Annotated in this window: 26 protein-coding genes and 1 pseudogene; 9 read left to right on the plus strand and 18 right to left on the minus strand. The window is 54.1% G+C overall.

Annotation, left to right across the window (positions count from 1 at the left end):
• Positions 1-74 precede the first annotated feature (74 nt).
• A protein-coding gene (locus ACP15L_RS15810) for an IS3 family transposase (RefSeq protein WP_425084199.1) occupies positions 75-1,426 on the minus strand; the annotation gives its coding sequence in 2 pieces (ribosomal slippage) (positions 75-1,090 and positions 1,090-1,426; 1,353 coding nt in all).
• Between the two features lie 126 nt (positions 1,427-1,552).
• Here ACP15L_RS15810 and ACP15L_RS15815 point away from each other — a divergent pair.
• Positions 1,553-2,755 (plus strand): PLP-dependent aminotransferase family protein, encoded by a 1,203-nt coding sequence (locus ACP15L_RS15815; protein ID WP_425084920.1) that lies wholly within the window; start codon positions 1,553-1,555, stop codon positions 2,753-2,755.
• Between the two features lie 495 nt (positions 2,756-3,250).
• On the opposite strand, the gene ACP15L_RS15820 is transcribed toward ACP15L_RS15815, so the two are convergent.
• The 4 genes from ACP15L_RS15820 to ACP15L_RS15835 all read right to left on the minus strand — a co-directional run bounded on the left by ACP15L_RS15820 (position 3,251) and on the right by ACP15L_RS15835 (position 6,908).
• The gene (locus ACP15L_RS15820; RefSeq protein WP_425084921.1) at positions 3,251-4,213 is read right to left on the minus strand and encodes an ion transporter; all 963 of its coding nucleotides are present in this window, start codon (positions 4,211-4,213) and stop codon (positions 3,251-3,253) included.
• Positions 4,206-5,396, minus strand: coding sequence for a low temperature requirement protein A (locus ACP15L_RS15825; RefSeq protein ID WP_425084922.1), 1,191 nt, complete (start codon positions 5,394-5,396; stop codon positions 4,206-4,208). Before ACP15L_RS15825 ends, ACP15L_RS15820 begins: the two co-directional genes overlap by 8 nt.
• 197 nt (positions 5,397-5,593) lie before the next feature.
• Positions 5,594-6,313, minus strand: a complete 720-nt coding sequence (locus tag ACP15L_RS15830; protein WP_425084923.1) for a glutathione S-transferase family protein — start codon at positions 6,311-6,313, stop codon at positions 5,594-5,596.
• Entirely contained in the window at positions 6,300-6,908 is a 609-nt protein-coding gene (locus ACP15L_RS15835; protein WP_425084924.1) for an NAD(P)H-dependent oxidoreductase, read from the minus strand. Before ACP15L_RS15835 ends, ACP15L_RS15830 begins: the two co-directional genes overlap by 14 nt.
• A gap of 130 nt (positions 6,909-7,038) precedes the next feature.
• Here ACP15L_RS15835 and ACP15L_RS15840 point away from each other — a divergent pair, with 130 nt between their 5' ends.
• Complete coding sequence (locus ACP15L_RS15840; RefSeq protein WP_425084925.1) at positions 7,039-7,404, plus strand: winged helix-turn-helix transcriptional regulator; 366 nt, start codon at positions 7,039-7,041, stop codon at positions 7,402-7,404.
• Positions 7,405-7,470: 66 nt separating this feature from the next.
• On the opposite strand, the gene ACP15L_RS15845 is transcribed toward ACP15L_RS15840, so the two are convergent.
• The 3 genes from ACP15L_RS15845 to ACP15L_RS15855 form a co-directional block, all read right to left on the minus strand.
• Positions 7,471-7,728, minus strand: a complete 258-nt coding sequence (locus ACP15L_RS15845; protein WP_425084926.1) for a hypothetical protein — start codon at positions 7,726-7,728, stop codon at positions 7,471-7,473.
• A gap of 302 nt (positions 7,729-8,030) precedes the next feature.
• On the minus strand, positions 8,031-8,216 hold the full coding sequence (locus ACP15L_RS15850) for a hypothetical protein (RefSeq protein WP_425085057.1): 186 nt from the start codon (positions 8,214-8,216) through the stop codon (positions 8,031-8,033).
• Positions 8,217-8,260: 44 nt separating this feature from the next.
• Positions 8,261-8,908, minus strand: coding sequence for a LysR family transcriptional regulator (locus ACP15L_RS15855; RefSeq protein WP_425084927.1), 648 nt, complete (start codon positions 8,906-8,908; stop codon positions 8,261-8,263).
• 98 nt (positions 8,909-9,006) lie between these two features.
• Here ACP15L_RS15855 and ACP15L_RS15860 point away from each other — a divergent pair, with 98 nt between their 5' ends.
• Both ACP15L_RS15860 and ACP15L_RS15865 read left to right on the plus strand, forming a co-directional pair.
• Positions 9,007-9,711, plus strand: a complete 705-nt coding sequence (locus ACP15L_RS15860) for an SDR family oxidoreductase (protein WP_425084928.1) — start codon at positions 9,007-9,009, stop codon at positions 9,709-9,711.
• Positions 9,701-9,952 (plus strand): DUF6552 family protein, encoded by a 252-nt coding sequence (locus ACP15L_RS15865; RefSeq protein ID WP_425084929.1) that lies wholly within the window; start codon positions 9,701-9,703, stop codon positions 9,950-9,952. The genes ACP15L_RS15860 and ACP15L_RS15865 overlap by 11 nt, the downstream gene beginning before the upstream one ends.
• A gap of 225 nt (positions 9,953-10,177) precedes the next feature.
• On the opposite strand, the gene ACP15L_RS15870 is transcribed toward ACP15L_RS15865, so the two are convergent.
• The 5 genes from ACP15L_RS15870 to ACP15L_RS15890 are packed head-to-tail and all read right to left on the minus strand — an operon-like array spanning position 10,178 to position 14,684.
• Positions 10,178-10,864 carry an ABC transporter ATP-binding protein gene (locus ACP15L_RS15870; RefSeq protein WP_425084930.1) on the minus strand — a complete coding sequence of 229 codons (687 nt, stop codon included), beginning with the start codon at positions 10,862-10,864 and terminating at the stop codon, positions 10,178-10,180.
• The gene (locus ACP15L_RS15875) at positions 10,861-11,610 is read right to left on the minus strand and encodes an ABC transporter ATP-binding protein (protein WP_425084931.1); all 750 of its coding nucleotides are present in this window, start codon (positions 11,608-11,610) and stop codon (positions 10,861-10,863) included. The genes ACP15L_RS15870 and ACP15L_RS15875 overlap by 4 nt, the downstream gene beginning before the upstream one ends.
• Positions 11,607-12,584 carry a branched-chain amino acid ABC transporter permease gene (locus tag ACP15L_RS15880; protein WP_425084932.1) on the minus strand — a complete coding sequence of 326 codons (978 nt, stop codon included), beginning with the start codon at positions 12,582-12,584 and terminating at the stop codon, positions 11,607-11,609. The genes ACP15L_RS15875 and ACP15L_RS15880 overlap by 4 nt, the downstream gene beginning before the upstream one ends.
• The gene (locus ACP15L_RS15885) at positions 12,581-13,501 is read right to left on the minus strand and encodes a branched-chain amino acid ABC transporter permease (protein ID WP_425084933.1); all 921 of its coding nucleotides are present in this window, start codon (positions 13,499-13,501) and stop codon (positions 12,581-12,583) included. The genes ACP15L_RS15880 and ACP15L_RS15885 overlap by 4 nt, the downstream gene beginning before the upstream one ends.
• A gap of 49 nt (positions 13,502-13,550) precedes the next feature.
• The gene (locus tag ACP15L_RS15890; RefSeq protein ID WP_425084934.1) at positions 13,551-14,684 is read right to left on the minus strand and encodes an ABC transporter substrate-binding protein; all 1,134 of its coding nucleotides are present in this window, start codon (positions 14,682-14,684) and stop codon (positions 13,551-13,553) included.
• 440 nt (positions 14,685-15,124) lie between these two features.
• On the opposite strand from ACP15L_RS15890, the gene ACP15L_RS15895 reads away from it, so the two are divergent.
• The 5 genes and pseudogenes from ACP15L_RS15895 (at position 15,125) to ACP15L_RS15915 (ending at position 21,378) form a co-directional block, all read left to right on the plus strand.
• The gene (locus ACP15L_RS15895) at positions 15,125-15,640 is read left to right on the plus strand and encodes a GNAT family N-acetyltransferase (RefSeq protein ID WP_425084935.1); all 516 of its coding nucleotides are present in this window, start codon (positions 15,125-15,127) and stop codon (positions 15,638-15,640) included.
• Positions 15,641-15,972: 332 nt separating this feature from the next.
• On the plus strand, positions 15,973-16,917 hold the full coding sequence (locus ACP15L_RS15900) for an MBL fold metallo-hydrolase (protein ID WP_425084936.1): 945 nt from the start codon (positions 15,973-15,975) through the stop codon (positions 16,915-16,917).
• A 63-nt stretch (positions 16,918-16,980) separates the two neighbouring features.
• A pseudogene (locus ACP15L_RS15905) lies at positions 16,981-17,819 on the plus strand (IS5 family transposase).
• A 160-nt stretch (positions 17,820-17,979) separates the two neighbouring features.
• Positions 17,980-20,631, plus strand: coding sequence for an AsmA family protein (locus tag ACP15L_RS15910; protein ID WP_425084937.1), 2,652 nt, complete (start codon positions 17,980-17,982; stop codon positions 20,629-20,631).
• A gap of 153 nt (positions 20,632-20,784) precedes the next feature.
• Positions 20,785-21,378 carry a hypothetical protein gene (locus tag ACP15L_RS15915; RefSeq protein ID WP_425084938.1) on the plus strand — a complete coding sequence of 198 codons (594 nt, stop codon included), beginning with the start codon at positions 20,785-20,787 and terminating at the stop codon, positions 21,376-21,378.
• Positions 21,379-21,544: 166 nt separating this feature from the next.
• Here the strand turns inward: ACP15L_RS15915 and ACP15L_RS15920 are convergent, their stop codons facing one another.
• The 5 genes from ACP15L_RS15920 to ACP15L_RS15940 all read right to left on the minus strand — a co-directional run bounded on the left by ACP15L_RS15920 (position 21,545) and on the right by ACP15L_RS15940 (position 26,769).
• Positions 21,545-22,300, minus strand: coding sequence for an ABC transporter ATP-binding protein (locus ACP15L_RS15920; protein WP_425084939.1), 756 nt, complete (start codon positions 22,298-22,300; stop codon positions 21,545-21,547).
• A gap of 9 nt (positions 22,301-22,309) precedes the next feature.
• Positions 22,310-23,065 carry an ABC transporter ATP-binding protein gene (locus ACP15L_RS15925; RefSeq protein WP_170659327.1) on the minus strand — a complete coding sequence of 252 codons (756 nt, stop codon included), beginning with the start codon at positions 23,063-23,065 and terminating at the stop codon, positions 22,310-22,312.
• 10 nt (positions 23,066-23,075) lie between these two features.
• A complete protein-coding gene (locus tag ACP15L_RS15930) occupies positions 23,076-24,281 on the minus strand; it encodes a branched-chain amino acid ABC transporter permease (RefSeq protein ID WP_425084940.1) in 1,206 nt (401 codons plus the stop codon).
• A gap of 3 nt (positions 24,282-24,284) precedes the next feature.
• Positions 24,285-25,316: a branched-chain amino acid ABC transporter permease gene (locus tag ACP15L_RS15935; protein ID WP_170764849.1), complete on the minus strand. Its 1,032-nt coding sequence runs from the start codon at positions 25,314-25,316 to the stop codon at positions 24,285-24,287.
• A 106-nt stretch (positions 25,317-25,422) separates the two neighbouring features.
• Complete coding sequence (locus ACP15L_RS15940; RefSeq protein ID WP_170659324.1) at positions 25,423-26,769, minus strand: substrate-binding protein; 1,347 nt, start codon at positions 26,767-26,769, stop codon at positions 25,423-25,425.
• Between the last annotated feature and the right edge of the window lie 29 nt (positions 26,770-26,798).

The raw sequence follows: 26,798 nt of genomic DNA on the forward strand, positions 1-26,798 counted from the left end.
TGTCCGTTGTCAGGGGTTTTGGGACGGATGGCGGCGTGATCTAAGAGAGTATCTGTCTCATCTGGTTAGATTGATTATGCGGCGGTTTTGCGGTGAAGCAAGCGCCGGGTTTCGATAGTCTTTCGTTTGATCCTTTCTCGTTGTTTTAGAATGGTCTGCCCGCGTCCGAAGTAGACATCAGCGGGCGTGAGGTTTTGCAGGCTCTCGTGATAACGCCGGTGATTGTAGTGCTCGACGAAGGCGTCAATCTGCTGCGTGAGATCACCGGGCAGATAGTAGTTTTCCAACAGGATGCGGTTCTTGAGCGTCTGGTGCCAGCGCTCGATCTTTCCCTGAGTTTGCGGATGGTATGGTGCCCCTCGAACATGATCCATTTTCTGATCTTCCAGCCATTCGGCAAGCTCACCAGAGATGTAACTGGACCCGTTGTCGCTGAGCAGACGTGGCTTGTGCAGCACCGTTGCCTGATCACAGCCTGAGGCGTGCAGGGCGAGGTCCAGTGTGTCGGTCACATCCTCGGTCTTCATCGTCGTGCAAAGCTTCCAGGCGATGATGTAGCGGCTGTAATCGTCCAGGATCGTGCTGAGATAGAACCAGCCCCAGCCGATCACCTTGAGATAGGTAAAATCGGTCTGCCAGAGTTGGTTCGGTCGTGTTGTCTTGTCCTGGAACTCGTCTGCGGCTGACAAAACCACATAGGCTGGGCTGGTGATCAGATCGTAAGACTTGAGGATGCGGTAGACCGAAGCCTCTGACACAAAGTACTTTTCTGTGTCAGTGAAGCGAACAGCCAATTCACGCGGGGAAAGCTCACTTTCCTTCAGAGCCAGATCCTTGATCTTCTCGCGCACTGGCGTGGGAATGCGGTTCCAGACCCGTGACGGCGTGGGTCTACGATCTTCAAGCGCCTCGGGGCCGCCGACGAGATATCGGTCGTACCAGCGATAGAAGGTGGTCTTCGGAATGCCCAGCTTCTCCAAAGTGCGCTTGGTCGGCAGATGCGATTGCTCAACCAAGCGGATGACTTCCAGTTTTTCGGATGCGGGATATCTCATGCGTCGTCGTCCCCATCCGCGATCATGCTTTTTTTGAGCAACCGCAGTTCAAGAGCCTGTTCGGCAACCACCTCCTTCAGATCACGGGCTTCCCGTCTCAGATCCTTCACTTCGGTGGAAGTTGCCGCGCGGGCCGTGTCGCCTGCCAGACGTTTCTTGCCGGCCTCCAGAAATTCCTTGGACCAGCTGTAATAAAGGCTCTGCGCGATGACCTCACGACGGCACAGCTCTGCAATGCTGTCCTCGCCTTTTAGGCCGTCCAGCACGATCCTGATCTTCTCTTCTGCGGAATACTGTTTGCGGGTCGCACGGCGAATGTCCTTTACGACCTTCTCACCGTGGCTCTGCTTGGTTCCGGGTTTCTTTCTCATCTCCACTCCTTGGCGGTTACGATGAGCCAGAAACCCTCTCTTATCAAATCGACCTAAACTGTCCCATTGGCGCTGACGTCAGACACTTTGGGCACCGCAACGAAGGTGTTCTCCGAGATGGAAGCAATGGGCCTTACAATTGGCGAAGTCGGACGTGGAACCTTCGTCCGAATGAATGCCGATGCCCGCGCTATGGAGTTTTCCTACGAGACTCCGGGTGAGGCAGTAGTGGACTTCAGCAAGAACCACCTGGTTCTGCCCGAGCAGGACGGCATCTTCCAAACTGCGATTGCAAAAGTACTGGCCGATCCTGGCTGTGATGTTCTCGATTACCGGAACAATCCGGGGTCCGAGTATGACCGTCTAACGGCTTGGCGATGGCTGAACGAAGATCGCGACACTCCAATCGACAGCCACGAGGCAATCACCATATGCAGCGGCGGACAGCACGCATTGATGCTCGCCCTAATGGCAACCTGCCGTCCTGGACAAGTCGTGGCCGTCGAGCGTTTGACCTATCCGATGGTGCGTCTGGCTTGTGAGATGCTCCGCTTGGACGTGGTAGAAGTGGACGCCGACAGCGAAGGGATCATCCCAGAGAGCTTTGCTCGGCTGTGCCAAAAGCACGATGTCTCAGCACTTTTCAGTATACCCAACGTACAAAACCCGACTTCGACCACGCTGCCGATGGAACGCCGGTCAGAAATCGTGAATATCGCCAAGACGAATGATGTCATGGTTATCGAAGACGACACCTATGGTTTCCTGCTCGAACAGCCGCCAACGTCATTCGCTGAACTAGCCCCAGATCGCACGCTTTACATCCGAACGCTCTCCAAAAGTTGGGCTCCTGGCCTGCGAGTGTGTTACCTCGTGTCGCCAAAGAGTTACAGAGATGCCGTGGACCGTGCCCAACGTGCTTCCGTGTGGATGAACGCACCACTTATGGCTTCAGTTGCGTCTGAGATCATTGCATCCGGTCAATACAAGGCGGTTGTGCATGCCAAGCGCAAAGAGGTTTTCAAACGCCAGGCGATCTTACGTCGTGTTCTTGATGGCATGGAGGTCGTAACAGGACCGCAAAGCATGCATGTACTTTTGCCACTCCCAACCAACGCGCGGAACGACTGGCTGGTCGAAGCTCTTGCAGAGGCAAATGTGTTGGTGTCGCCCGCGTCTCAGTTCGCAGCAAAAGGCGAACGCTCCGGACTGCAAAATGGGCTTAGGCTGTGTATCGGCGCGCCTCGGGATCGAGCGACTATGGAAAACGCCCTGTCAACTCTTCGGACAGTGGTAGAGGCTTCTCAGAACAAACGGGCTTGGCGGTGAGCTGACATTGCGTCTTGGCAACTTATCGGCGACAAAGCCCACGCCTTCACCGTTCGCAGACCTCGAGATTTCGCCATCGTAGCGAATGGCCGCTAAGCGGGCTGCGACTGCAGCATAGTCATTGAGTGGCTAATGTCTCTTTTGGGCCGTCTTTGCCTCTCAAAGCAGGCCAGATCATGCTGATGCTGCGCTGCCTCCGTGGTCGGCCGTGAGCCCGATGTAGCTGTGAGTTTCCAGGCCGTTGGCAAGAAAGTCAAAGGTATTTAGCTTGCAAGCATTTCTTCGACGCACGCGTTAAATCGAACTGCGCGCCCAGGTATTTAATCTGATCGGAGCCGTGCAGTATTCTCCCATTTCGATGAACGCGATTGGGGGAATGCACGGAAAAAAACGAACGCCAGCGAATTGACTGCACGTTTTTCCAAGCAAATCTCAGACACGGTAGACAGCTTGTTCGGGTCGTCAAACTGACGCGTGCAGAACGGAAGTGACCGATCAGGGATTGTCACTTTGTTTCGTTGGCTGACCGCAGGTGGGACAGTGATCAACCTGTGACATCGTTTCGGCATGCACGCGGTTGCGGATATGATCCGCAGCGCGGCGCGAGAGACCCAATTGCTTGCGAACAGCGTCAATTTCCTTCTCATCAGCCTCGCAGATATCGCCATCTTCCAACGCCTTTCGAAATTCGAGCTCCAAGCTCGCACGTCGGCGGTGCAACTGGTCGTTTAGACCGCTTGCGATGATCCCTGCTGGCAATGCAGCCATACCAATGCCAATCACCGTGATCGCAGCACCGAAGATCTTTCCGGCCACAGTAATAGGTGTCACGTCGCCATAGCCGACGGTTGTCAAAGTCGCCATCGCCCACCACATCGCCGCTGGGATTGAGCCAAAGGCTTCTGGTTGCGCCTCGTGCTCTGCTAGCCAAGCGCCACTTGCAGCAAAAATCAGCATCACCATCAGGATGAAGAAACCCGCAAAAAAGGCGCCCGCTTCTTCCTCGAACACCGCAAGCAGCATGCCGAGCGCGGGTGAGTACCTTGTGAGTTTGAGCAAGCGCAACATACGGAAGGTTCTTAGCAGCCGCAGGTCAACCGGAAAGAGTAGGTAAAACAGCGCTGGGAGTATGGCCAATAGGTCGATTATAGCGATTGGAGAAACGGCCCAGGATGCGCGCGTTTTGTAGATTGGGTTTTCTGTCGCAACCCAAAGCCTAGCCGCGTACTCCACTACGAAAACGAACAATGAAAGACTTTCGAACAGATTGAGTGCGAACCCCCAGCGGTCATAGATTGAATCGACCGTTTCAAGGATAACGGCGGCCACGTTCAGCGTGATCAGAGCGATTAGTGCGAGTTCAAGCACCCAAGGTCCGGTCGCAGCACGGTCTGGGCGCTCGAGCCACCAGTACACTCTTTTTCTCAGGTAGTTTGCACCTGTCACAGCTTCAGTCATGGCGAAGCTTCGCTCTGGCGCGCATCAAGGGAACCGCGATTTGCGACAGCAAGGCTGTGCCCCAAATCATATTGCCAACCAACGAGGGGACATGCGGGACAACATAGAAACAGGCGATTGCCAAAACGATCCCAAACACCCGCACATCCCAACGCCCGAAATCTGAGGCCACACGGTGTTCAATGACGTTCTGAAGTACCCAAAGCATGGCGATATAGCCTGCAAGGCCGAAACAGCCAATGGCAGCGTATTCTGTTGGGTAAGGCTCCCAAAACCCGACCTTAACCTCGGCCGCAAGGGCCACGCCGACCATGACGCCACACAACATCAAGACCAGATGAGCAAGCCACCAGATCACCAAGGTCGAAACCTTTTTGTCTTTAGGTTTGGCGTTGCCAACGAAGTCGAAATAGATCCAACACATCACGAACATCGAAACGCCGCCAATAACAAAGTTGACCAGCACGTCGGGTGAAACCTTGTAGATGCCTTTCTCAGACAGTGTGACGACTAGTTTGAAGAACCCTTCACCCAAAACGATCAGCGTCAATAAGGCAAACCGCTCTGCCATATGACCGAGGCGCGGGACGAACCGTTCAAAGCGCAGGACAGTGACGCCGGGGATCATGTACATCGCCTGCGTGGCAACCATCGCGGTAGCAAACGCCCAATAGGCAAGCGGTTTAGGCAGAAACGCCGTGATGGCAAAGATCACTGCAAAGGCCGAGAAGTTGCGGATTTGTGCCGCCGACATCGAAACGCCCGAGGAATTGGTTCGCTGAGCACGGAAATATAGCGCGGCGATCATGGCTCTGTTCGCGGCAAAACCTAACGCGAAGAAAACCCAGCCCTTGCTGTCGATGGCGGGGATGGCGGCGGCCATGAACATCACCGTACAGATCATCACGGCCATGATCAGGCGATGCCAGAAATCGGTGCTGACGTAGATCGAGTTGAAAATACTGAGCTCACCCCACGCGTACCAGAGCGTGATGAAGACACCGGCGAACACAAGAAACCCATTCAGATCGAGGTGGTGTGACAGGTAGTTCCCAAGAAGGAAGATCGTCACAACATGGATCAGGTCATAGAACAACTCGGCCCAGTGGACATGGTCGTGAGTGTGGTCGAGGTCTTGATGATGTTGCGGCTTCCGCCACATGGGGTGGTTATGCAGTGCCATAAATTAGGGACCCTTCAAAATTCCAAGGTTGTAGTGGTCGGCAAGCGATCACCCCGATTTAGTGTTTTTCTATAGGATGAAGGTTGTCTTGGAGACCCTCGCCTTGCAACCCTGCAACGGTTGTTCAGCGAGGGCGCACTGGAATTTCCAGTCCGATCTTGTGGTGATCATGCCGGGAATGCCCGGCATTCACCGCTTCAGCTTCCTTTCACATCACTCGAAAACCGCGCTGCGTTTTCCTTAGCAAAGGCGCTGGCATCTGCGTCGGCGTCCCAGAACTGAGGGTTGGCCTTGGGAATGGCCAACGCCCGCTGCACGGCGGGCCGGGCATCAATGCGGTCGAACCATGCGTTCAGATATGGCAGGTCCGATACATCCACCCGTGCCCAGACATGAGCACGCGCCCACGGGTACAGCATCATGTCGGCAATGGTGTATTCGTCCGCAGCGATCCATTCACGCCCGTCCAGACGTGTATTCATCACCTCCATCAAGCGGCGGCTTTCGTCCACGTATCTGCGGATTGAAAAGGACTCTTCGTGGCCATTGGGTGCTGCAATGTGCTGGAAATACATTGCCTGTCCCATCATGGGGCCTACATGGCCGACTTGAAACAGAACCCATTGCATCACCTCGGACCGTTTTACTGGATCCGCAGGCAGGAACTTTCCGTATTTCTCGGCCAGATGCCACAGGATTGCACCGGATTCGAAGATGGCGCGCCCTTCCGAACGATCCTCGATTGTTGGGATCTTTCCGTTAGGGTTCAGCGCCAGATAATCCGGCGCCTTTTGTTCCTTCTTGGAAAAGTTGATGTGAGTCAGGTCGTAAGGGACGCCTGCCTCCTCTAGAAAGATAACCGGCTTGTACCCGTTCATCGTTCCCGCAGTGAAAAGATGGATATCAGGCTGGGACATGTTCAACCTCGGCAAATGTGGTTTTCAGATGCGCGTCAAATCGAGCGAAATCGGACTCGATTTCCGGGTTCTTCATAACATCAAATGCAGCAAAAGTCGGAAGGGGCTGCATGGCAAAGAACTTTGCGTTCAAGTGCATCGGTGCTAGTAGGTCGTCGACGCTGGCACCCGCAAAAAAAGGCTCGGACGCATCATCGAACGCTTCTTTCGGGGCGTTGAATGTAACCGACAGCAAGTATTTCTTGCCGTGCAGTGATCCACCCATGCCGTACTTGGCCTTTGGTGCGTCGGCGGTGCGACCGTCGCCTGCGCATAGGCGGCCATCCATTCCGGCTGTGTAGACCTCATCCATATATTTCTTAAAAATCCATGGGACGCCCATCCAGTTTACCGGGAATTGCATGATGACCGTATCTGCCCAAACATGCGCCTCGACCTCTGAATTTGCGTCATAGCCATCAGCAACGGTGGTTATGCGTACTTCGTGGCCAATTGCGGCCAACGTGTTACGTGCGCGTTCGACGAGGCTGGCGTTCAACTGTCCGGGGGCGAATTCGTAGGGCTGGGTGCCATTTACGATCAGGATTTTACTCATGTCTATATCCTATATGTGCAATCTCTGAACCCTTGACTTTCGCCGGGTTCAGAGAGCATTTGAGAGTGTAAGTATGAGAAATCAACTAGTATACTTTTAGTAACCTAATTTTCTTAGCGGAAGGATGACGATGCGAGCGCGGATTGAAAAGGACGCCAAAGGTCGTCGACAGGTCTCAGAGGCCTGTCTGGAGCCATGCGCAATCGAAAGAGGTATGCGGATCATTGGCGGAAAATGGACCGGATCGATCTTGTGGCACCTCAAAGATGGTCCCGTACGTTTCAATGACCTGGCGCGAATGATCGGTGGTGCCAGTAAGAAGATGATTGCCGAGCGGCTGCGCCAGCTAGAGGATCAGGGGCTGGTGAGCAGACACGTGATGGATACCGCACCGGTTTCCGTGCAGTATTCTATCACTGACCTTGGCTGCACGGCACTTGGGTTTCTCGACGAATTGCGAAAGTGGAGCGAGGAGCTGCCTAACGGCTTAAAGTAATGAATTTAGTCAGTGTTCACTGATCTGAAAGCTTGAGTTTTTTTGACCGCGTACCGAATGAGGTTTTCACCAATCCGCGGATGAAGTGACAAGGTTACTTACAACAGTAGTCCAAGGGTTTGCTTTCCCGAAGAAAGCAGTGCGAACAACCTTCTGTAGGCTGCTCAGTACCATTTGAACCGACAGGTGACGAAAAAGCTGTCCCGCAGGCGACGAGTTTTTTTGAATTTGGTTCTGGCATCCACCGCGAACGGCTGCTTTGGCGGCCGCACCGCGGCTGCGGCTTTGCCAAGTAAGCGGCAGCAAAAACCAGTCGATATGCATTGCGATTTCCGCCTTGTCCGCTGCGCCGTCATTTATTCCCTCGGAATGCTGCACCTAATATCAACGTCCGCTTCCGGGAAGCTGCGCTGCGGCGAGTTTATACCACTTGAACGGCGGCATTGGGCCGTCCGCTAGACTTTGCAAAGTGAGCTTTCAGTGCATTACGGTCATTGGGGCACCGTAAAGCATTGATCAAAGAGGGCTCGGAGCAGATGTTCGCCTGAATACCGCGAGCGACCGCTATACGGACTTTACCGCCATTCGCCCGAATGATTTGAATGACTGTTTCCCATTCAAGGCATTCAGGTATTCTCCGCTGAGCGCGATTTGAGCCATGCCACAACGTTGGTCACCGACCCATGGTTTTTAGTTGCTCGCGACATGAGGACATAGAAGTCATTTCTACCCACGTCCCAGGCCGCACCAACCTCGACCAAGCATCCGGCTTCAATGTCATGAGCTACTAGAAACCGGCTTACCAAGGCCACGCCTTGTCCAGCGATGGCTGCGTCGACCGCAAGCGACGTTTGGCTCAAGGGAGGTCACGGGGAGACTGGTCCTCGACGCCTAATTGCGCAAGGTAGCTGGGCCATAGATCATGGGTGTCATGGATCTTCGGCAGTTTAGTGAGGGTTTCTGGCTCAAGGAGACCACCGTCTTTGGCCGCGAATTTTGGCGCGGCTACCGCGATGAGCGATTGCTTGAACAAAAGCGTTACGTCCAGTGAAGCGCCGAAGTGTGGCGACCCTTGGCGCACTGCAAGGTCTATCCCGTCGCTATGAAAGCTCGAGACTTTCTCAGTGGCCATGATCCGCAAATCTATATTCGGGTATGCTGCCGAAAAATCCGGTAGGTTGGGGATCAACCATTTTGCAGCGAAAGTCGGGGTGACGCTGATAAGGACTTTGTTCGGCTCTGGCTTCAACTCGGCCGTTGCGGATCGAAGGTCTGCAAACACGTCAGCTATCCGGTTGTGAAAGCTGCGCCCGACCGATGTAAACCGCAGGCCCTTCGGCACCCGTTCAAACAAGGCCACATCAAGATGCGCTTCGAGCTGACGCACTTGTTGCGCCACGGCCCCTTGCGTGACGCCCAATTCATCAGCGGCGGCTCGGAAACTAAGGCGGCGGCCTGCTGCGTCGAAAGCACGCAAACTATTGAGCGGGGGAAGGTCAGTCATTTTGCGATAGTATTTCTACTGTCATGTAGCATCAATTCTCAATCGCTCTCTCTCATTGAGAGAGCCATATATAGTCCAATCATGAAAGGACACTAGTTATGTCAGTGGAAAAAGTAGCTCTGGTCACAGCGGGCGGCAGCGGCATGGGAGCGGATGCAGCCCGCAAATTGGCGGAAGATGGGTTCAAGGTCGGCATCCTGTCCTCGTCCGGCAAGGGTGAGGCGCTCGGCGCCGAACTCGGCGGCTTTGGCGTGACTGGCTCTAACCTTGACGGAGAAGCGCTGAACGCTTTGATCGAGGGTGCGAAGGAACGTTGGGGTCGTATTGATGTCTTGGTGAACTCTGCTGGCCACGGACCGAAGGGTCCGGTTCTCGAAATCAGCGACGACGAATGGCAAAAAGGGATGGAAGTCTACCTGATGAACGTGATCCGCCCGACACGGCTTGTCACACCCACAATGCAGGCGCAGGGCGGCGGAGCAATCATCAACATCTCAACCTTTGCGGCATTCGAACCCGACCCTCTTTTTCCAACGTCGGGGGTATTCCGGGCCGGGCTTGCTGCATTCACGAAGCTTTACTCGGACAAATATGCGTCAGGCAACATTCGTATGAACAACGTCCTTCCAGGCTTTATCGACAGCCTGCCCGAAACCGAAGACCGCAAAGCGCGTATTCCCATGGGGCGTTACGGGTTGGCGTCGGAGGTGTCTTCTCTTATTTCGTGGCTCGCCTCAGAAGATGGTGGCTACATGACGGGACAAAACCTGCGTATCGACGGAGGCTTGACCCGTGCAGTCTGATGTTTTGGTCCTTGGATCGCCTCGCGAGCGCCTTGTCTTCGCGGTCAAGTGGGGCGCATCCGCCGTTCAGATCATGGGATACACTGCGACGGGTTTTGGCTGGGCACCTTGGAACCTATACATGTTTCTTGTCGGTGTCGTTGGTTGGTTCGCCGTTGGCGCACTGTGGAATGACAAGGCGCTGATGCTTGTCCACCTTGTCGCGCTAGGCGCAATGATTGCTGGTATGGTTAGCGACTGATGAGCGAGAACAACCATCTGGCGCTGGGAAGCATTAGGGAGGTGTGGGCTTGGAGCGGTCATTCGCCGAAATTTCCCGAGCGACCGCTTTGCGGACAAAACGGACATCCCATCCAGACAAAAACAATGCGGTTCGCTTCTTGACAGCTATTCTGAATTTGCGTCGATCCAACAAAAGCGGTTTGGTACCCGCGTGGTAGTTTTCAAGGCTTGGGCATTTTTACAACTACACGCCGAGATGCCGCTGGCTGATTTCACTATCCAGATCGCCAATTGCGCCTGACCAGACCGATCTGCCTCGCTCAAGGATTGTCGCGTGATCACAGACCGCTCGCAACTCGCTAAGCGATTTGTCGATTACCAGAATTGAAAGACCAGATTCCCGTTTCAGTTGCTCCACAGTCGCCCAGATTTCTCGTCTGATATTAGGCGCAAGCCCTTCCGTAGCCTCATCCAGTATGAGCAAGCGTGGATTGGTAACTAACGCGCGCCCTATGACCAGCATTTGCTGCTCCCCGCCTGACAAGGAGCCCGCAAGCTGATCGGCGCGCTCGCTGAGACGCGGGAAAAGCGCAACGACCTTGTCTATATCCCAATGGCCAGGCCGGGAAACAGCTACGAGGTTTTCAAGCACCGTTAGATCGCAAAATGCGCGGCGGCCTTCGGGGACAAGGCCGATGCCCAACCTTGCCACTTGGTGGCTCGACAGTCTGCGAATGTCGGTGCCGGCAAACACCATCGAGCCTTTGCTTCCGATCATTCTGCAAATAGCGCGAACGGTGGTCGTCTTTCCCATACCATTGCGCCCCATAAGGGCGACGACTTGGCCCGCTTCGATCGTCAGATCAACGCCAAAGAGGGCTTGGCTTTTGCCATAGCTTGCGACTAGGCCGGAGATGGAAAGAAGGCTCATGGGTCCTCTCCAAGATAGGCGCGCTGAACTATTGGATTTTTGCGAATATCTTCGACTGATCCGGTTGCAATCACGCTTCCGTAGTCAAGAACCGTTATTCGGTCAGCCAATTTGAAGACGACATCCATGTCGTGTTCCACAAGCAGGATCGGAGCCTGATTTCGCAAGTCACTCAGCAGCTTCGTGAGCAGCTTCGTGCCTTCCGCGCTTAAACCGGCCATTGGCTCGTCCAGTATGAACACCTTTGGTTCAAGGGTCAGCGCAACTGCGACTTCCAGTTGGCGGCGCTGACCATGGCTGAGTTCGCCTGTTCGCTTGTCTGCAAAGTCGATCAGGTCCACACGACGCAATGCATTCTCTGCGTGATCGCGCAGGTTTTTGTCGTCAAGAACGGGTAGGAAGAATTGCCAGGGTCGGCCTTTGGCCCCAAGCGCGCCCAGCATGGCATTCTGCAAGACGGTGTCGTCTGACGCTAGAGCGGAAATCTGGAAGGTGCGTCCTAGCCCGAGCCTTGCCCGGTTTTTAGTGGTCTCGTGAGTGATATCCTGGCCCTGAAGGCGAACCGAACCTGCGTCAGACTTTAGGCCGCCGCAGATCTGAGCGATGAGCGTCGATTTACCAGCCCCGTTTGGGCCGATCACGGCGTGAACTTCGCGGGGCCTCACGTCCAATGTCACGTCGTCGTTTGCAATCAGGGCGCCAAAGCGTCGAGTAAGACCGTCAACTTGCAACACGGGCCGCATCATCGGTCGGACCTTCCCGTGATGACGCCGTACAGGCCGCCGCGGGCGAAAAGGACGACCGCCAACAAAAGCAGACCAAGAAAGAATAGGAAATATTCGCTGATGCCTCCAAGCGCATGCTCGAGTACGACGAACAGAGTCGCGCCTGCAACTGGCCCGAACGTCCGGCCCAACCCTCCGAGGATTATGAAAACGATCAGTTCACCTGACATCTGCCAGCTGAACATCGTCGGACTGACGAAGCGATTAAGATCGGCAAAAAGCGCCCCCGCCAGCCCACAGATCATGCCGGAAATCACCAATGCAATGAGTCTCAGCCGAAACGGATCAAGCCCGACCGCCTCTACCCGCTCGGGGCTTTGCCGCGCCGCGTTTAGCGCAAGCCCAAAGGGCGATTTTACGAGCCGCACGTTTAGCCAAAGGACTAAGCCCAGAATTGCAAAACAGATTCCGAAGAACTGTATGGGATCAAGCGTGTTCATACCCGGGAACGAATTTCGAATGTAGATGGAAAGGCCGTCTTCTCCGCCATAGGCGGGCCAGCTGATTGCAAAGAAAAAAAACATCTGCCCGAAGGCCAGAGTGATCATGATGAAATAAACGCCTGAAGTTCGAAGCGACAGAAGCCCGATAATAAAGGCGGTAGCACCTGAAAACAGTATTGCCACCAACCAGATCACAGGCATTAGCTTGGTGCCAGAAATCGTGAACGGCCATTCCATCAATGGCGAATACGTCTGCGCGTGAAAAGCCAGAATACCCATCGCATAGCCGCCAATCCCAAAGAAGACCGCGTGTCCGAGGCTCACGAGCCCTCCCAGCCCAAGCGCGATATTGAGACCAACCGTAGCCAGAGCGAAGATGACCGCTCGGGTCGCCAATGTAATTGTGAATGGTTCGTCCGAGACCCAAGCCCAAAGCGGCACACAAAGAAGCAGGCTCATGAGAATGACGTTTAGTGCTTTTTCTGTGATCATGCTCTTGCCCCGAACAGCCCGGTCGGTCTCCAGATCAGCACGCCGGCCATAAGAACGTAAATCGACATTGATGCCAATGCCGAACCAGTCGACGTTGCAACATCTGGCGCCATGAACAGTTTGAACAGTTCCGGCAAGAAGATGCCGCCCAGGGTATCGGTCAAACCAACCAGCAAACTGCCGATAAGCGCCCCCCGAATGGACCCGATGCCCCCGATCACTATGACGACGAAAGCGAGTATCAGGATCGGCTCACCCATTCCGATCTGGACCGATTGGATGGCACCTACAAGTGCTCCCGCTAATCCGGCGAGCGCTGCTCCGAGCGCGAAGACAAACGTGTCCAAGCGACCAATATCAACGCCGAGTGCTGCAATCATTTCGCGGTCATTTTCTCCGGCACGAATCTGAATGCCAATGCGGGTCCGTGAGATGAAGAGCCACAGCCCAACCGCCACGAAAAGCCCTACAAGGATGAGCACGAGGCGATAGAGCGGATACTGAATGCCGCCTGGCAATGAAACGGGACCGGACAGATAGCTTGGAATTTCGAGAAACAGCGGGAATGAACCGAAGATCCATCGCGTACCCTCGGAGAAAATCAGTATCAGCGCAAAAGTCGCAAGCACTTGCTCGAGGTGATCACGGGCATAGAGCCGACGAATGACTGCCAATTCGACGATGACCCCGGCCATGGCCGCCGCAGAAATGGCAGCTGCAACGGCCGCCAAGAAAGACCCCGTCGCCGCAGCGGCCGCCGCAGCTGCAAAAGCGCCGACCATGTAGAGTGATCCGTGCGCAAGATTTATTAGGCCCATCACGCCGAAGATCAGCGTCAGGCCTGCTGCCATGAGAAAGAGCATGAAGCCGAACTGTATTCCGTTCAGAATCTGCTCGGCGATAAGGATGAAAGTCACGGTTTGAGCAAAAACGGGCCGCCGCCATTTAGTTGGGGGCGGCCTCAGGTTACATTTTACAATCTGCCGCGTAGGCGTCCGAGTGGTTTTCCAACGCCACACCAATGATCCGGTTGGTGAAAACATCCCCTTCCTGAATGACTTCGCGCGCGTAGATAGTCTGAATCGGATGGTGGTTTGGACCAAATTCAAAGTCGCCACGCGTGCTGTCGAATTCGGCCGCGCGCAATGCATCTCTGAACGCGTCTTGATCCGAGACATCAGCCGATCCGAGCGCCGAAACGATCAACTGTGCCGTGTCAAAGCCCTGGCTTGCGTAGAGAGACGGAAGCCGCCCGTACTCGGCCAAAAAGCTTTCAACGAACGCGGCATTTGTTGGATTGTCGATATCCTTGTTCCATTGGCTGGTATTCACAATCCCAAGTGCTGCGGGCCCGACGGCTTGAAGGATGCCCTGATCGAATGAAAACGCCGGTCCCACCACGGGCAGATCGACCCCGCTGTCCGCGTATTGCTTGAGAAACGAAATCCCCATTCCACCAGGAAGGAAGAAAAAGACACTGTCTGCTCCGGACGCACGAATTTGAGCAATCTCGGCCGCATAATCCGTTTGGCCAAGCTCGGTATAAATCTCGCCGGCAAGATCGCCTTGGAAGAACCGCTTGTACCCAGTCAAAGCGTCCTTGCCCGCCGGATAGTTCGGCGCGAGAATGAAGCTGTTGCTATGCCCTGCTGTGTTGGCATAGGCGCCAGCTGCTTCGTGCAGGTTGTCGTTCTGCCAAGCAACGTTGAAGTAATTTTCGTGACAGCCCTGACCGGCCAGCGCCGACGGCCCCGCGTTCGGCGACAAATAGAACTTACCTTGGGCCGTTGCCGCCGGAACAACCGCCATTGCGAGGTTCGACCAGATAATGCCCGTCAGGATATCCACCTTCTCGGATTGGATCATCTTGTCAGCAAGCTGTACGGCAACGTCGGGTTTTCGTTGATCATCTTCGACCACGACCTCGATATCATCTCGCCCAGATTGCTTGATACCCAGCATGAAACCGTCGCGCACATCGATCCCCAAGCCGGCTCCACCGCCGGACAGAGTGGTAATCATGCCAACCTTGGTCTCTGCGAATGCCCCTGTGGCCAGCAACCCTATGGATGCGGCAATGGCAATCGATTTATACGTCATAAGTTTCCCCTATGTTATTTTTCACTGTCACCGGCAGGATTTGTCCGGCCAGGTTTGAAGTTGTACAGCGATTACAGCTTTAGCAATCAGTCATTATTGAGATGCTTTCCTGCTCAGAAAGGCAATGTCCAGTGCAAGTTTTCAATATCTAAGGCCCATATTGGTTATTAGTACCTAAATTCTCAGAAATTGGGGACGCATTGCGAGGCGGAAAGCTAAGCTGGAGCCCCTTATCCGTTATCCTAAAATGCTATTTGCTAAATTGCCGTGTCGCCACACGGAGACAACGGTTGCGGTCAATTAGTATGCTGCAGGGATAGAAGCAGACACTTGCTGCGACGTGCTTGAACGTCTAATTTGCGGACGAAACGGACATTCGACTCTTCACCGTGATTCGGTATCTTCACGACATCTTCAGTTCAAATGCTGGTACCTGACAAATGGATCCGTTCCTCACTGAAAGGCTTTCGGCTCACAGTTGGCAATCGACATTGGAAGACCGGCAGGCGCGCCGAGGGCTGGAGATTGCTTTGTCTGCGATATTGTCACGCCGTGTGCTTGAGCATCTTCCATCACCTCTGCACCTGAGCGGAGATGACGACATTGCTTCTTGGGTGGATGAACGCGCTGAGGAAAGCGACGTTTTTCTTGTCAACTGGAGGCGCAGCTCCGAACTAGTCGGACTGTTGATTTTGGCGTCCGACCCCAGTGACTCGCAAGCGCCAGAACTTCATATTGGCTATTTGCTCGGTGAAGCAACTTGGGGTCAGGGGGTCGCAACAGAACTCGTCCAAGGTTTGGTGTCAGCGGCAGAAAAGGACGGCCCGGTGAGGCTGCTGGGAGGTGTCAGCATTGAAAACCCGGCAAGCGCTCGGGTGCTTGAAAAGGCAGGTTTCGAATTATCACCTGAACTTTCAACAACGAATTCGCTCATGTACTCCAAGAAAGTCGGTTGAAGCGCATTCGACACGTCCGGCCTGGGTTTACGGCAGACCTTTAGGCAAGCGCAGCATCTTCGTTTGAGGACTAGAGCGCTATCTTCAGGACGGCCCAAAGCGGTCGTTCGCCAGAACACTTGGGCGTTGCAGCGCAGCCAGTGATACCGGACCTTTGTCGATTGCGCGGCAATCAATGGATTTCCTTTGCAGAGCTCGCCTAGACCGAGCGGCGATTGGCTGATCACTGAATTTTCAACGGGCGCCGCATTCAACCTTAGTGTCACGCCGTCCCCATTACTGCTAGGGTAGCAACAGTGAGGGGTAGTCTCGAGAAATTTGGGAGAATGATCATGGACAGACGCGTATTCTTGGCCGGAACAGGCATCACTTCGGGCCTCGCTGCATTGGGGTGGAACGTCGCGCCCCTCGGAGCGGAAGGCCTCGTAGCGGCGCGGCGCTACCAGGTGGGCTCGGCGACGGTGCACGTGCTGTCCGATGGGTTCATTTCGATCGGACCTGAAATGCTCTCCGGTGTAACACCAGAAGAGTTCGCGACCTTGCTCGATAATGCGCACATAGCCACCGACGCGCATCCGAGTGCGGTCAATGCGTTTTTGGTCGAAATTGGTGATAGAAAAATATTGGTCGACGCGGGGACCGGCGAAATCTTCGGACCGACCCTTGGCAAGTTGCCCTCCGTGATGAACGCCCTCGGCTTTGATCCGGCCGCTATTGACACGGTGGTCTTCACCCATCTGCACGGCGATCACATCGGCGGCACGGTTTCGCAAGCTGGTAATCCTTATTTGAACGCGACACTCCGGGTAGCGAGCGCTGACATCGATTTCTGGACCAGCGAGGAGATTCAGGCGCAGGCTCCTGATGCCTTCAAAGCTGCGTTTGACCTTGCACGCTCCGCCCTCGATGGTTTTGGCGAACGGATTGAGCCTTTTGGCGCTGAAGAAACCGCAATCGCTCCTGGGCTCTCGACTATGGCGCTGCCCGGCCACACCGTCGGCCATACGGGCCTGATGCTCGAAAGTGACGGCGATGTCCTGCTTATTGCGGCCGACATTATTCATGTTCCCGCGGTGCAACTCGCTATGCCCGCCGTGACCATTGGCTTTGACACTGATCAGGATTTGGCACGTGAAACCCGCGTCAAGACTATGGATATGGTTGCTGCGGATCGCATAATGATGGGCGGGTCGCACATCTCTCTTCCCGGTCTGGGATATCTGGAAACAGCCGGTGACGGATACCGATGGACGGCGGCGCGCCATCAGTATGGTTAGGGTCAGGACCCATTGATTTCCGCTTGGCTGCGTGATTCACGGTTCGAAAATCGAGCGGTGACCATGTCCGATCTTTTCTGGCTGTCGGATGCGCAGATGGCGCGTCTTAAGCCTTTCTTCCCCAAGTCCCACGGCAAACCACGCGTTGATGATCGACGTGTGTTGAGCGGCATTGTCTTCATTAATCGCAATGGGTTGAGATGGCGCGATGCCTCTTCGGCGTATGGCCCACACAGTTGAAGGGGATCGTGGCCCCAGTGGGGCCACGTAAGCCCCGGAAACGCTCTATAACCGTTGGAAGCGGTGGAGCGTCAAAGGCATCTTCGCCCGGATGATGGCTGGTCTGGCTGCCGAACACGGTGAAGAGAAGACTGTGATGGTCGATGCCACCGACCTGAAGGCCCACCGTACCGCAAGCAGTTTGGGCGTCAAAAAAGGGGCGCGGACGCCTGATTCCCTGCCCGGCAGGCGCATCCGGAGGATGCTGCCGAGAGGGGCCGCACCAAAGGCGGCATGAACACCAAGTTGCATGCCATCTACGACAGCCGGGGACGTCCCTCAACCTGTTCATCACCGCCGGTCAGGTCAGCGATTACATTGGTGTGCGGGCACTGCTGAGCGGCCTGCCGGATGTTGATTGGCCGCTCGGGGATCGTGGCTATGACGCCGATTGGTTCCGGGAGGCGTTGAAAGACAAAGGGATACGCGCCTGCATCCCCGGCCGGAAGCAGCGGAAGAAACCGGTTAAGTACGACAAGCGTCGTTACAAACGGCGCAACCGGATCGAGATCATGTTCGGCAGGTTGAAGGATTGGCGGCCTGTGGCAAGCCGCTACGACAGGTGCCCGAAGGTCTTCCTGTCAGCAATCGCCCTCGCAGCACTCGTTATCTATTGGCTATGAGTCCTGACCCTGGCGGTTCGACAAAACACGCTAGAATATCAGCAATATAGTCAAGTTCATTCGGAAATTAGATCGTCTACCGACCACATATATTCCATTAACTAAATGATTAAATGGTCTAGGCTTCCCATTGGATGAATCGGAATTTTAGGAGAAGAACGTGCGATACGTTGCAAAAGGTATTTTGATTTGTTGCGCTGTCGCGTTTGTCGCAGTGTTTGCAGCTTGGCTTTTCCTGTCTTCTGCGTTGTTTTCCTCGGTCAGAACTACTTTCGTCGAAAATCTGATCTCTAAGAAACTTGGCCAGGAGGTTAGAATTGAAGATGAAGTGCGTCTGGGTATTGGTCGGCAATTGCAGGTGTCAGCGGCAGGGCTGGAACTACCCGGTTCTCGGAATGCTGGTGTGAACCTTGCGGCAATCGATGAGATTGAGTTTGAAGTTTCCGCACGCGACCTCTGGAACAGTAAAATGTCACTGAGTGGTCTTTCGCTCTCGGGTGTTCACCTGAACCTGATCACGGACAAAGATGGCATCGGAAACTGGCAGTCTATTTCCCAAACGGAAACTGAAGTCGGAAAACCTACAAAATCCCCGACACCGCTGTTGGCGGGAATTCTAACGGACCGCAAAATTGATCTGACTGATATCGCCATTCTTTATAAAAACAATTTAAACGGACTTGAGTTGGACCTGCAGCTTCCTGAGCTGCTCTTAAAGCGTGATACGGAAACTGATGTTGCGACGGCAGTCGGGGCCGGTTCGCTGAACGGAGAGAGGTTTGATCTGAACGCGACATTCCCCACGGAAGACCCGTTTCGGTTGGCGGTGAACTTCGAACAGACTTCGATTGTCGCCGAGGAAGTTCCTCAAGAGAACGGTCTGCAAGTGGCAACGACCGTAGAGATTGCCGAACTTGGCCAGATTCTCGATATCCTGAAGCTGAGCCGCGTTTTGGAAGGCACAGGGAGTATTGGCGCGACGTTTACATCAGTCGACGGCGTAGCACGGATTGATGACCTATCTGTATTGGCGGAATTAGATGGCGGGCAAAGCCTTTCGCTGACGGGGCAGATTGGAGAATTGGGGAACCCGGAAGACGTATCGCTGACAACCCGAATTAGGTTGTACCCAGAAGATGCGGAACCAGCCCCAGCCGCCTCGCGATATGATCTTAAACTTATCGCAGTCGACATGGTTATCGACAGCGTACCCGGTCGGGTGCCGCAGCGACAAATGGTCATTAAGACCAACGGTTTCACGTTGGACACGTCCGGCGAAGGCCCGCCCCCGATTAAGTTCTCCGAGCTTTCCAGAACACCAGAAGGCGCCTTAAAAGTCGGAAACATCAACCTTAGAATTGGGAACCCAGCCGATCCGTTTATCATTTTGAACGGTTCGGTCGATGACGCGCTTCAGTTGCAAGGCATATCAGCAGAAGGCCTAATGGATATACCGGCAAGCAGTTTGATCTCGCCAGAATTGTTGGGACCAGACGACCAGCTTGGCAGGTTTTCCGGTGACTTCCATTTGAACGGCGACATCAATCAGCTTTCGCTGACAAATTTGGATGGAAAGACAAGCGATACGGAGGTCTGGAACCTTGAGGTGCATGGCACTGTTAAGAATGTACTCAAATTCGAAGACCTGGATTTGGCAATTGATGTCGCAGTTCCATCCGGGGCGGACCTTTTGGAGGCACTATCGCTTGAACGTGTGGAAACCGGGCAGGCTCGCCTTGAAATCAACCTCGTTAGCGAAGGCACCGATTGGAACGCTAGTGCCAATGTTGAGGTCGCCGACTCTATCTTGCAGTTTATGGCCGATCTTGATGATGCAACAAGTGACCCGGTACTGCAGGGTTCCATTGAGAGTGACCTGATAAAGATAGATCAGATCCGAACTATCCTTCAGGCTGCCGCACAGTTGCGGAAACTAGGCGGCCCAGAGCTGGAAGAGAAAGAAACTAAGAAAGAAGAGGAGGGCGACCAAGGCGCGTTAAGAGATGTAACGCTTAAACCTATCGGGCGCTCAATTCTCTTGTCTGGTATGGATATGGATGTCCACGTTGACCTTCGTCACATCGAAGGAGCCAAGGGCATCAGCAGTTTGCAGAGCGAACTGACGCTCAACGAAAATGAGCTAAAGGCCGGACCTTTGAAGTTTGAATATGGAGGTGCTCATTTCGACGTCAGCGGGCAGATGGATCTTTCGAACGACACGCATCTACTCACGTTGACCGGCAAAGCGGGCGGTTGGCAGCTGGATGATATTCTTCACAACCTGAACTTCAAAAAAGGTGCGAGCGGTACGATCTATGCAGATTTTTCGGTGACCGGAGGAACCGATTCACCGAAGCATTTTGCAAACAGCATGAACGGCAATGCCACAGTTTCAATGCGTGATGGCTCGATCGAGACCCAGCTTTTGGATCTGGCAGGGCTAGGGGTGCTACCTTGGGTGTTTACCAAAGAGAAACAAAAGGTAGCTCCAATCGTATGTTTGCGTGCGCCGATTAGTATCTCAAATGGGAGTATTTCGACGAAACAAACCACATTGGAGACAGACCAGGTCCAAGTTGTCGTCTTTGGCGGTGTTGATGTGGCGGGCAAGGTTTTGGACCTAAATCTGCAGCCCCGTAAGATTGGCGAACCTCTGTCGAAGAGCCCCTGGCCCGTGACCTTGAAGGGCCCGCTAGCCAAACCGAAGATTAAAGTCAAAGACGGTCCGAAACGACTGAAACGATCGGATGGTGCAGACAAAATGCCGGAACAAAGAAAGCTATGCGTTCCGGATATATTGCAACTGCAGTAGTTGGGGAGGCGATCAGTTGAAGTCAAATCTAGGGTTCAGAATGGCAGACTTTGCTTCCGAAGAGCAATTTCTGCTTTGGGCTCGGTGCAGACGTTCGCAGAATTTTCACCAATGACCGCTCTGCGGACAAAGCGGCCAATAGGCGGCAGCGTTATGGCGACCGTGAAGGCGCCTCACGGCGGCCCAATAGGCGACCGCAACCCCAATGGCAGCGACCTTGTCAGTATTGCCGGAATGAACACAACAATTGCGGCTGCCGTGAACGCTGGACTTCTGGTCTGCAACCAAGACGGTTCCTATTCGGACCCTGCGGCCCCGGTTGCCCTAAAGAACCCGACCACCGACGCGAAGGCAATTGCTAAACAGGCAGACGACCCTGAGACACCGAAAGCGGAACCTTCGGGGGTCTCTTTTGGGGAAGACGCTGACGCCACCATGCAAGAGTTCCTGAAAGGGCAGAACCCCGGCGATCTCTTCAAGATGGTGGACAGTATCCTTCACCGAGGCGACATGGACGAAGGCACCATCGGACGCATGGCCCGCATGGCAGGCGTTGAGCCAGCGGAGATGCAAGAGAAAGTCGGCCGCGTTTGGCAAGGCGCATATGACAGCGGTTGGGACGTTATGGCGGAGGCTGGCTTGGATAACGAAGATGCCTTGGCTGCCTTCATCGCCGACAAACGGTCATTCGTCGCAACTCTGTTCAATGTCTGCTTCGCGGACGTAGTGGACAAACAGATCCTGTAAAAAACAGAGTTACCTCAGGATTTCGGCCATTGGCTTGGATTGCTCGGCCGAGTGGATTCAGTTTGTCCTTTTCATGAAAGGCAATGTATCCAGGTCCGAAGCAGTAAATTGCTTTGGAAACGTTTTAAACTTGCTCTTCTTGTCTGACTAACGTGCAATATACGAGCTAGATCGCCAAGTATTCCTCGCGAAGGTTGCTGTCCTCAAGCACCTCTTTAGCTGTACCATCAAATACTATGGTCCCGGTATCTAGTATGATCGCACGGTCGGCCAATTCCAAAGCGCGTACAGCGTTTTGCTCAACAATGATCGTGGTCATACCCTGTTGTTTGACGTGAATAAGGGTCTTTTCGATTTCATCTACGATAACGGGCGCCAACCCTTCATATGGTTCATCCAAGAGCAGGACCTTGATGTCCCTCGCCAAGGCTCTGGCGATTGACAGCATTTGCTGTTCGCCTCCTGACAGTGTAATTCCCTCTTGCTTTCTGCGCTCTCCCAAACGTGGGAATAGCTCGTAGAGTCGTTCCAGTGACCATCCGATTGGCGGGGCTATTTGAGCAAGCTGTAGGTTTTCTTCAACGGTAAGGCCAGGAATAATGCGCCTATCTTCCGGTACAAGACCCAAGCCTGCCGCGGCGGCTTCGTAACTACTCATGTTGTGTAAGGGCTTATGATCTAGCCAAATTTCGCCATGTCTTACTTCGGGCTCTCCAACTCTCGCTATCGAACGAAGTGTTGAGGTTTTACCCGCACCATTGCGCCCAAGAAGAGCAAGAATTTCTCCTTCGTGCACATTGAAGCTGACACCTTGCACGATGTAGCTTTCTCCATAGTAGGAGTGCATATCCCAAACGGAGAGAAACGCAGGGGCCGTGCTGGCCAAATTGGCATTTTTCGAAAAGTCCGGTTTCTCGTTCATAGCTTTTCCTTACGCAGCCTCGCCTAGATAGGCCTCGCGAACCTTCGGGTTTCCACGGATGTTTTCGGGAGTATCTTCAACCAAGGGTGTACCCTGAGCCAGCACTGTGATGCGTTCGGCAAGGCTGAAAACTACATGCATGTCATGCTCGATGATTGCGATTGTGATGTCGCGCTCATCCTTAATTTGCTTTAGCAGGTCGATTGTGTTGTTTGTATCCGCCCTCGCCATCCCAGCAGTGGGTTCATCCAGCAGCAATAGCCTTGGGTTTTGGCTAAGGCACATGCCTATCTCAAGCCGCCGCTTGTCGCCGCGCGATAACGAGGCAGCATGCATTTCGCGTTTGTCCGCCATATTCATCTCTTCCAGCATGGCTTCGGCTTGTTCGACGATCTCGCGTTCGTTTGCGATGGTCTCGTATGCATGCATCCGAAATGCTCCGTCCCGCATGGCGAAAATCGGGATTAACATGTTTTCCATCACCGTCAGTTCACCAAAAATCTCCGGTGTCTGGAACACGCGGCTAATACCCATTTGGTTGATCTGGAAAGGTTCAAGGCCTAACACCGAGGCGTTGTCGAACAATACGTATCCAGTGTCTGGCATAAGCTTGCCCACTAGACAATTTAGCAAAGTCGACTTCCCAGCACCATTAGGTCCGATGATCGCGTGAACCGAGTTTTCCTCTACACTTAGGTTTACGTCCGTCAATGCCTTGAGGCCGCCGAAGCGCTTGCTGACGTCTTTGACTTTTAGAATTGCCATGGCTTGCCCCTTATTCCGCCGGTTCTGTTTTGCCTGACTTTGCATCGTCAGCTTTTGATTTCTTGCGCTTCATCCGGTTAAGCAAACGCTGACCACCCTCGACAAGACCACCCGGCAGGTAGATTACGACCAGCATGAAAAGGATGCCAAGCGTCAGATGCCAACCTTTTCCAATGAACGGATGGATCACGAACACGACCGCGTCCTCTAAACCGTCAGGCAGGAATGCAAACCAACTGTGCAACACGTTATCGTTGATCTTCGAGAAAATATTCTCGAAGTATTTGATAAAGCCCGCACCGAGTACTGGACCGATCAAAGTACCTGTACCACCGAGGATCGTCATCAAAACGACCTCACCCGAAGCAGTCCACTGCATACGCTCTGCGCCTGCCAGCGGGTCCATTGCGGCCATTAGACCACCAGCTAGACCGGCATACATGCCAGAAATAACAAACGCCGCCAGCGTGTAGGGCTTTGAGTTTAGGCCGGTATAGTTCATCCGTTGCTGGTTTGATTTGACAGCCCTTAGCATCATGCCAAAGGGCGAGCGGAAGATGCGGATGGACAGGTAGAATACCACCATCATGATTATCGCACACAGATAGTATCCCGCGTTAAAATCAAAACTCCACGCACCCACGTCCATAGTATAGGTTGCGCGCATCGGCAGCCCGAATAGATGTGGCAGGTCCGGAGAGTTGGCACCTTGCAAGATTTGTGGATCGTCTGCGTAAACCTGCAAACCAGTCTCACCGTTGGTGAGGTTGAACTTGGGATTCGACAAGACAGAGTAGGCCAATGCAAAACTCATTTGCGCAAATGCCAGAGTCAGGATCGAAAAGTAGATGCCCGACCGACGTAGACTGACATAGCCAATCAACAGTGAGAACACCCCGGCGACCACAACACTGAGCGCAATCGCCGGAATGATGTTGTAGCTCAGCAACTTGAACATCCACACGGCTGAATACGATCCGACACCCAAAAAGGCTGCGTGACCGAATGACAGGTATCCTGTAAGGCCGAATAGAATGTTGAACCCGATGGCAAAGATGCCGAAGATCACGAAGCGCTGCATCAAGTCCGGATAACCCGCGTTAAATTGCGCCATGGCGCTGCCTTCGGGGAACGGGTTCAGGATGAACGGGGCCAGCAGGGTGAGAAGGCCGACGATGATCAGAAGGCTGGTGTCTTTTTTGTTCAGTCCAAACATCGATTATTCCTCCATCACGCCTTTGCGTCCCATCAACCCACGCGGGCGTGTCAGCAGCACAATGATGGCAACAAGGTAGATGATGATTTGGTTAATCCCGGGGATAGTCGTGGTGGCCCAGGTTGTTGAAGCAAAACTCTCTAGGATGCCCAATAGAAAGCCAGCCAGCACGGCTCCGGGCAGCGAGCCCATGCCGCCGACAACAACCACAACGAAACTTAGGACCAGAAAGTCCATACCCATGTGATAATTTGGCGGGTTTAACGGCCCGTACATTACACCGGCCAAACCGGCCACTGCGGCAGCGATACCGAACATAATCGTAAAGCGCCGGTCGATATTGATACCCAGCAAACCTACGGTCTCGCGGTCCGCCATCCCAGCGCGCACGACCATGCCAAACGTGGTGAATTGCAGGAATGAGAAAACAGCACCGATAATCGCAACGGCAAATCCGAAGTACACAAGACGCCAAATTGGATAGATTATGGCGTTAGGGTCAAAGCCAACCATTATGCCAAGATCGATGGAACCGCTCAGCGCGTCAGGCGGTGGAGTTTGGATTGGATTGGCGCCGAAGAAATACTTCACGATTTCCTGCAACACGATCGCCAGACCAAACGTTACAAGGATCTGGTCAGCGTGAGGACGTTTGTAGAAGTGCTTGATTAACCCGCGTTCCATCACGTAGCCCACTGCTAGCATGATCGGGATCGCAAACAAGACAGCCAGTGGAACAGACCAATCGATGATCGTCGCACCGGTCTCTGGGCCGAACCAAGCCTCGACGTAGGGTGTTTCAACCTTCAGAGGGTTACCTAGGAAGTCGGTCTGACTCTCGTCGATGGTCACAAAGCTCAGGTTCATGAGCTTTTGCAGAGTAACGGCACAGAACGCACCGATCATGAACAGTGCTCCGTGGGCGAAGTTCACTACGCCCAGCGTTCCAAAAATGAGCGTTAGCCCCAGCGCAATCAACGCATAGGCCGACCCTTTGTCCAGACCGTTCAAAATTTGCAATAGGATGGCGTCCATTGGCCCCACCTCAGGGTTGGTCAGTGTGAATTGAGTGGTGTAACAGGATCAACCCTGTTGCAGATGTCTGGCCGCCGCTGTGGCGGCCAGACTCAGACACGCGGAATTACGCGCCCGGATTACACTCACCCAGTGAGCCACCCGAGAACATCGGATGCTCGGGGTCGTATTCGACCTGCGCACGTGGCGTGATCTCGACGATTTCCAGAGTGTCGTAGGCGTTGGTCGGGTTTTCGTTACCACGAACAACCAACACGTCTTTGAAGCACTGGTGGTCGGCGCCGCGATACCAGGTCGGGCCGTTGCCTAGACCGTCGAACTCGAAGTCTTCCAGAGCTTCAACAACACCGCATGGGTTGAATGTACCAGCACGCTCACAGGCATCAGCATAAAGCAGAACTTGTGCGTAGCATGTCTGTGCAGAGTTGGACGGCGGTTTACCGTACTTCTCACCGAACGACTTCACGAAAGCCTTGGTGCCCTCATCTTGCAGCTGCCAGTTCCAGTTCATGGAACCCAGCACGCCCTTGATGTTCTCGCCCGCACCAGCGGCCATTAGTTCCGAGTACAGCGGAACGACGATCTTGAAGTCCTTTCCGTTGGCAACTTTGTCGAGCAAGCCGAACTGAATTGCGTTGGTGAGCGAGTTCACCATGTTACCGCCGTAGTGGTTCAGAACCAGAACATCAGCACCCGAGTTCAATACGGGGGTGATGTAGGACGAGAAGTCCGTCGAGGCGAGCGGTGTTTTGACAGTGTTGACAGTTTCCCATCCCAAGGCTTCGGTCGAAGCAACAATCGACTCCTCCTGGGTCCAGCCCCAGTTGTAGTCAGCTGTCAGGTGATAAGCGCGGCGCTCTTTGCCCATCTCGGCGGCCAACACTGGCGCGAGCGCTGCTCCCGACATGTAAGCGTTGAAGAAATGGCGGAAACCATTGGCCTTCTTGTCTTTGCCAGTTGTGTCGTTGGCGTGGGTCAGGCCTGCCATGAAGATCACGCCTGCTTCTTGACAGAGGCCCTGCACAGCAACGGCCACGCCGGATGACGAGCCGCCGTTTATCATGATGGCACCGTCTTTTTCGATCATCGACTTCGCCGACGCACGTGCAGCGTCTGATTTGGTCTGCGTGTCGCCTGTAACGAACTCGACCTTCTTACCAAGGATACCGTTGCCTTTAAGCGCCTTCGAGGTGAAGGTATTCAAGCAACCTCCATCTCCCTCACCATTGAGATGTTCGACGGCCAACTGTTGCGCCAGCAGCTCATCATTACCCTCTTCGGCGTACGGCCCGGTCTGGGGTACGTTGAAACCGAGGGTTACGGACCCTCCAGTAGGTTCGTTGGTGTAAGCAGCAGCCGACGAAGCCGTAAAGATCGTAGGCAGGGCCAGACCGGTACCTGCGACGGCACCAGATTTCAACACGCCGCGGCGTGTGACAGATTTATTGGTCATTAATTCCTCCCATTTCCCTTTCTTTCGTC

It is taken from the genome of Ruegeria profundi (assembly GCF_049800715.1).
GTDB lineage: Bacteria > Pseudomonadota > Alphaproteobacteria > Rhodobacterales > Rhodobacteraceae > Ruegeria > Ruegeria profundi_A.

Coding starts and splice junctions, on each gene's coding strand:
- ACP15L_RS15815 (WP_425084920.1), top strand. CDS start 1,553: ATGGGCCTTACAATTGGCGAAGTCGGACGTGGAACCTTCGTCCGAATG.
- ACP15L_RS15820 (WP_425084921.1), bottom strand. CDS start 4,213: ATGACTGAAGCTGTGACAGGTGCAAACTACCTGAGAAAAAGAGTGTAC.
- ACP15L_RS15825 (WP_425084922.1), bottom strand. CDS start 5,396: ATGGCACTGCATAACCACCCCATGTGGCGGAAGCCGCAACATCATCAA.
- ACP15L_RS15830 (WP_425084923.1), bottom strand. CDS start 6,313: ATGTCCCAGCCTGATATCCATCTTTTCACTGCGGGAACGATGAACGGG.
- ACP15L_RS15835 (WP_425084924.1), bottom strand. CDS start 6,908: ATGAGTAAAATCCTGATCGTAAATGGCACCCAGCCCTACGAATTCGCC.
- ACP15L_RS15840 (WP_425084925.1), top strand. CDS start 7,039: ATGCGAGCGCGGATTGAAAAGGACGCCAAAGGTCGTCGACAGGTCTCA.
- ACP15L_RS15845 (WP_425084926.1), bottom strand. CDS start 7,728: ATGCATATCGACTGGTTTTTGCTGCCGCTTACTTGGCAAAGCCGCAGC.
- ACP15L_RS15855 (WP_425084927.1), bottom strand. CDS start 8,908: ATGACTGACCTTCCCCCGCTCAATAGTTTGCGTGCTTTCGACGCAGCA.
- ACP15L_RS15860 (WP_425084928.1), top strand. CDS start 9,007: ATGTCAGTGGAAAAAGTAGCTCTGGTCACAGCGGGCGGCAGCGGCATG.
- ACP15L_RS15870 (WP_425084930.1), bottom strand. CDS start 10,864: ATGAGCCTTCTTTCCATCTCCGGCCTAGTCGCAAGCTATGGCAAAAGC.
- ACP15L_RS15875 (WP_425084931.1), bottom strand. CDS start 11,610: ATGATGCGGCCCGTGTTGCAAGTTGACGGTCTTACTCGACGCTTTGGC.
- ACP15L_RS15880 (WP_425084932.1), bottom strand. CDS start 12,584: ATGATCACAGAAAAAGCACTAAACGTCATTCTCATGAGCCTGCTTCTT.
- ACP15L_RS15890 (WP_425084934.1), bottom strand. CDS start 14,684: ATGACGTATAAATCGATTGCCATTGCCGCATCCATAGGGTTGCTGGCC.
- ACP15L_RS15895 (WP_425084935.1), top strand. CDS start 15,125: ATGGATCCGTTCCTCACTGAAAGGCTTTCGGCTCACAGTTGGCAATCG.
- ACP15L_RS15900 (WP_425084936.1), top strand. CDS start 15,973: ATGGACAGACGCGTATTCTTGGCCGGAACAGGCATCACTTCGGGCCTC.
- ACP15L_RS15915 (WP_425084938.1), top strand. CDS start 20,785: ATGGCGACCGTGAAGGCGCCTCACGGCGGCCCAATAGGCGACCGCAAC.
- ACP15L_RS15920 (WP_425084939.1), bottom strand. CDS start 22,300: ATGAACGAGAAACCGGACTTTTCGAAAAATGCCAATTTGGCCAGCACG.
- ACP15L_RS15925 (WP_170659327.1), bottom strand. CDS start 23,065: ATGGCAATTCTAAAAGTCAAAGACGTCAGCAAGCGCTTCGGCGGCCTC.
- ACP15L_RS15930 (WP_425084940.1), bottom strand. CDS start 24,281: ATGTTTGGACTGAACAAAAAAGACACCAGCCTTCTGATCATCGTCGGC.
- ACP15L_RS15935 (WP_170764849.1), bottom strand. CDS start 25,316: ATGGACGCCATCCTATTGCAAATTTTGAACGGTCTGGACAAAGGGTCG.
- ACP15L_RS15940 (WP_170659324.1), bottom strand. CDS start 26,769: ATGACCAATAAATCTGTCACACGCCGCGGCGTGTTGAAATCTGGTGCC.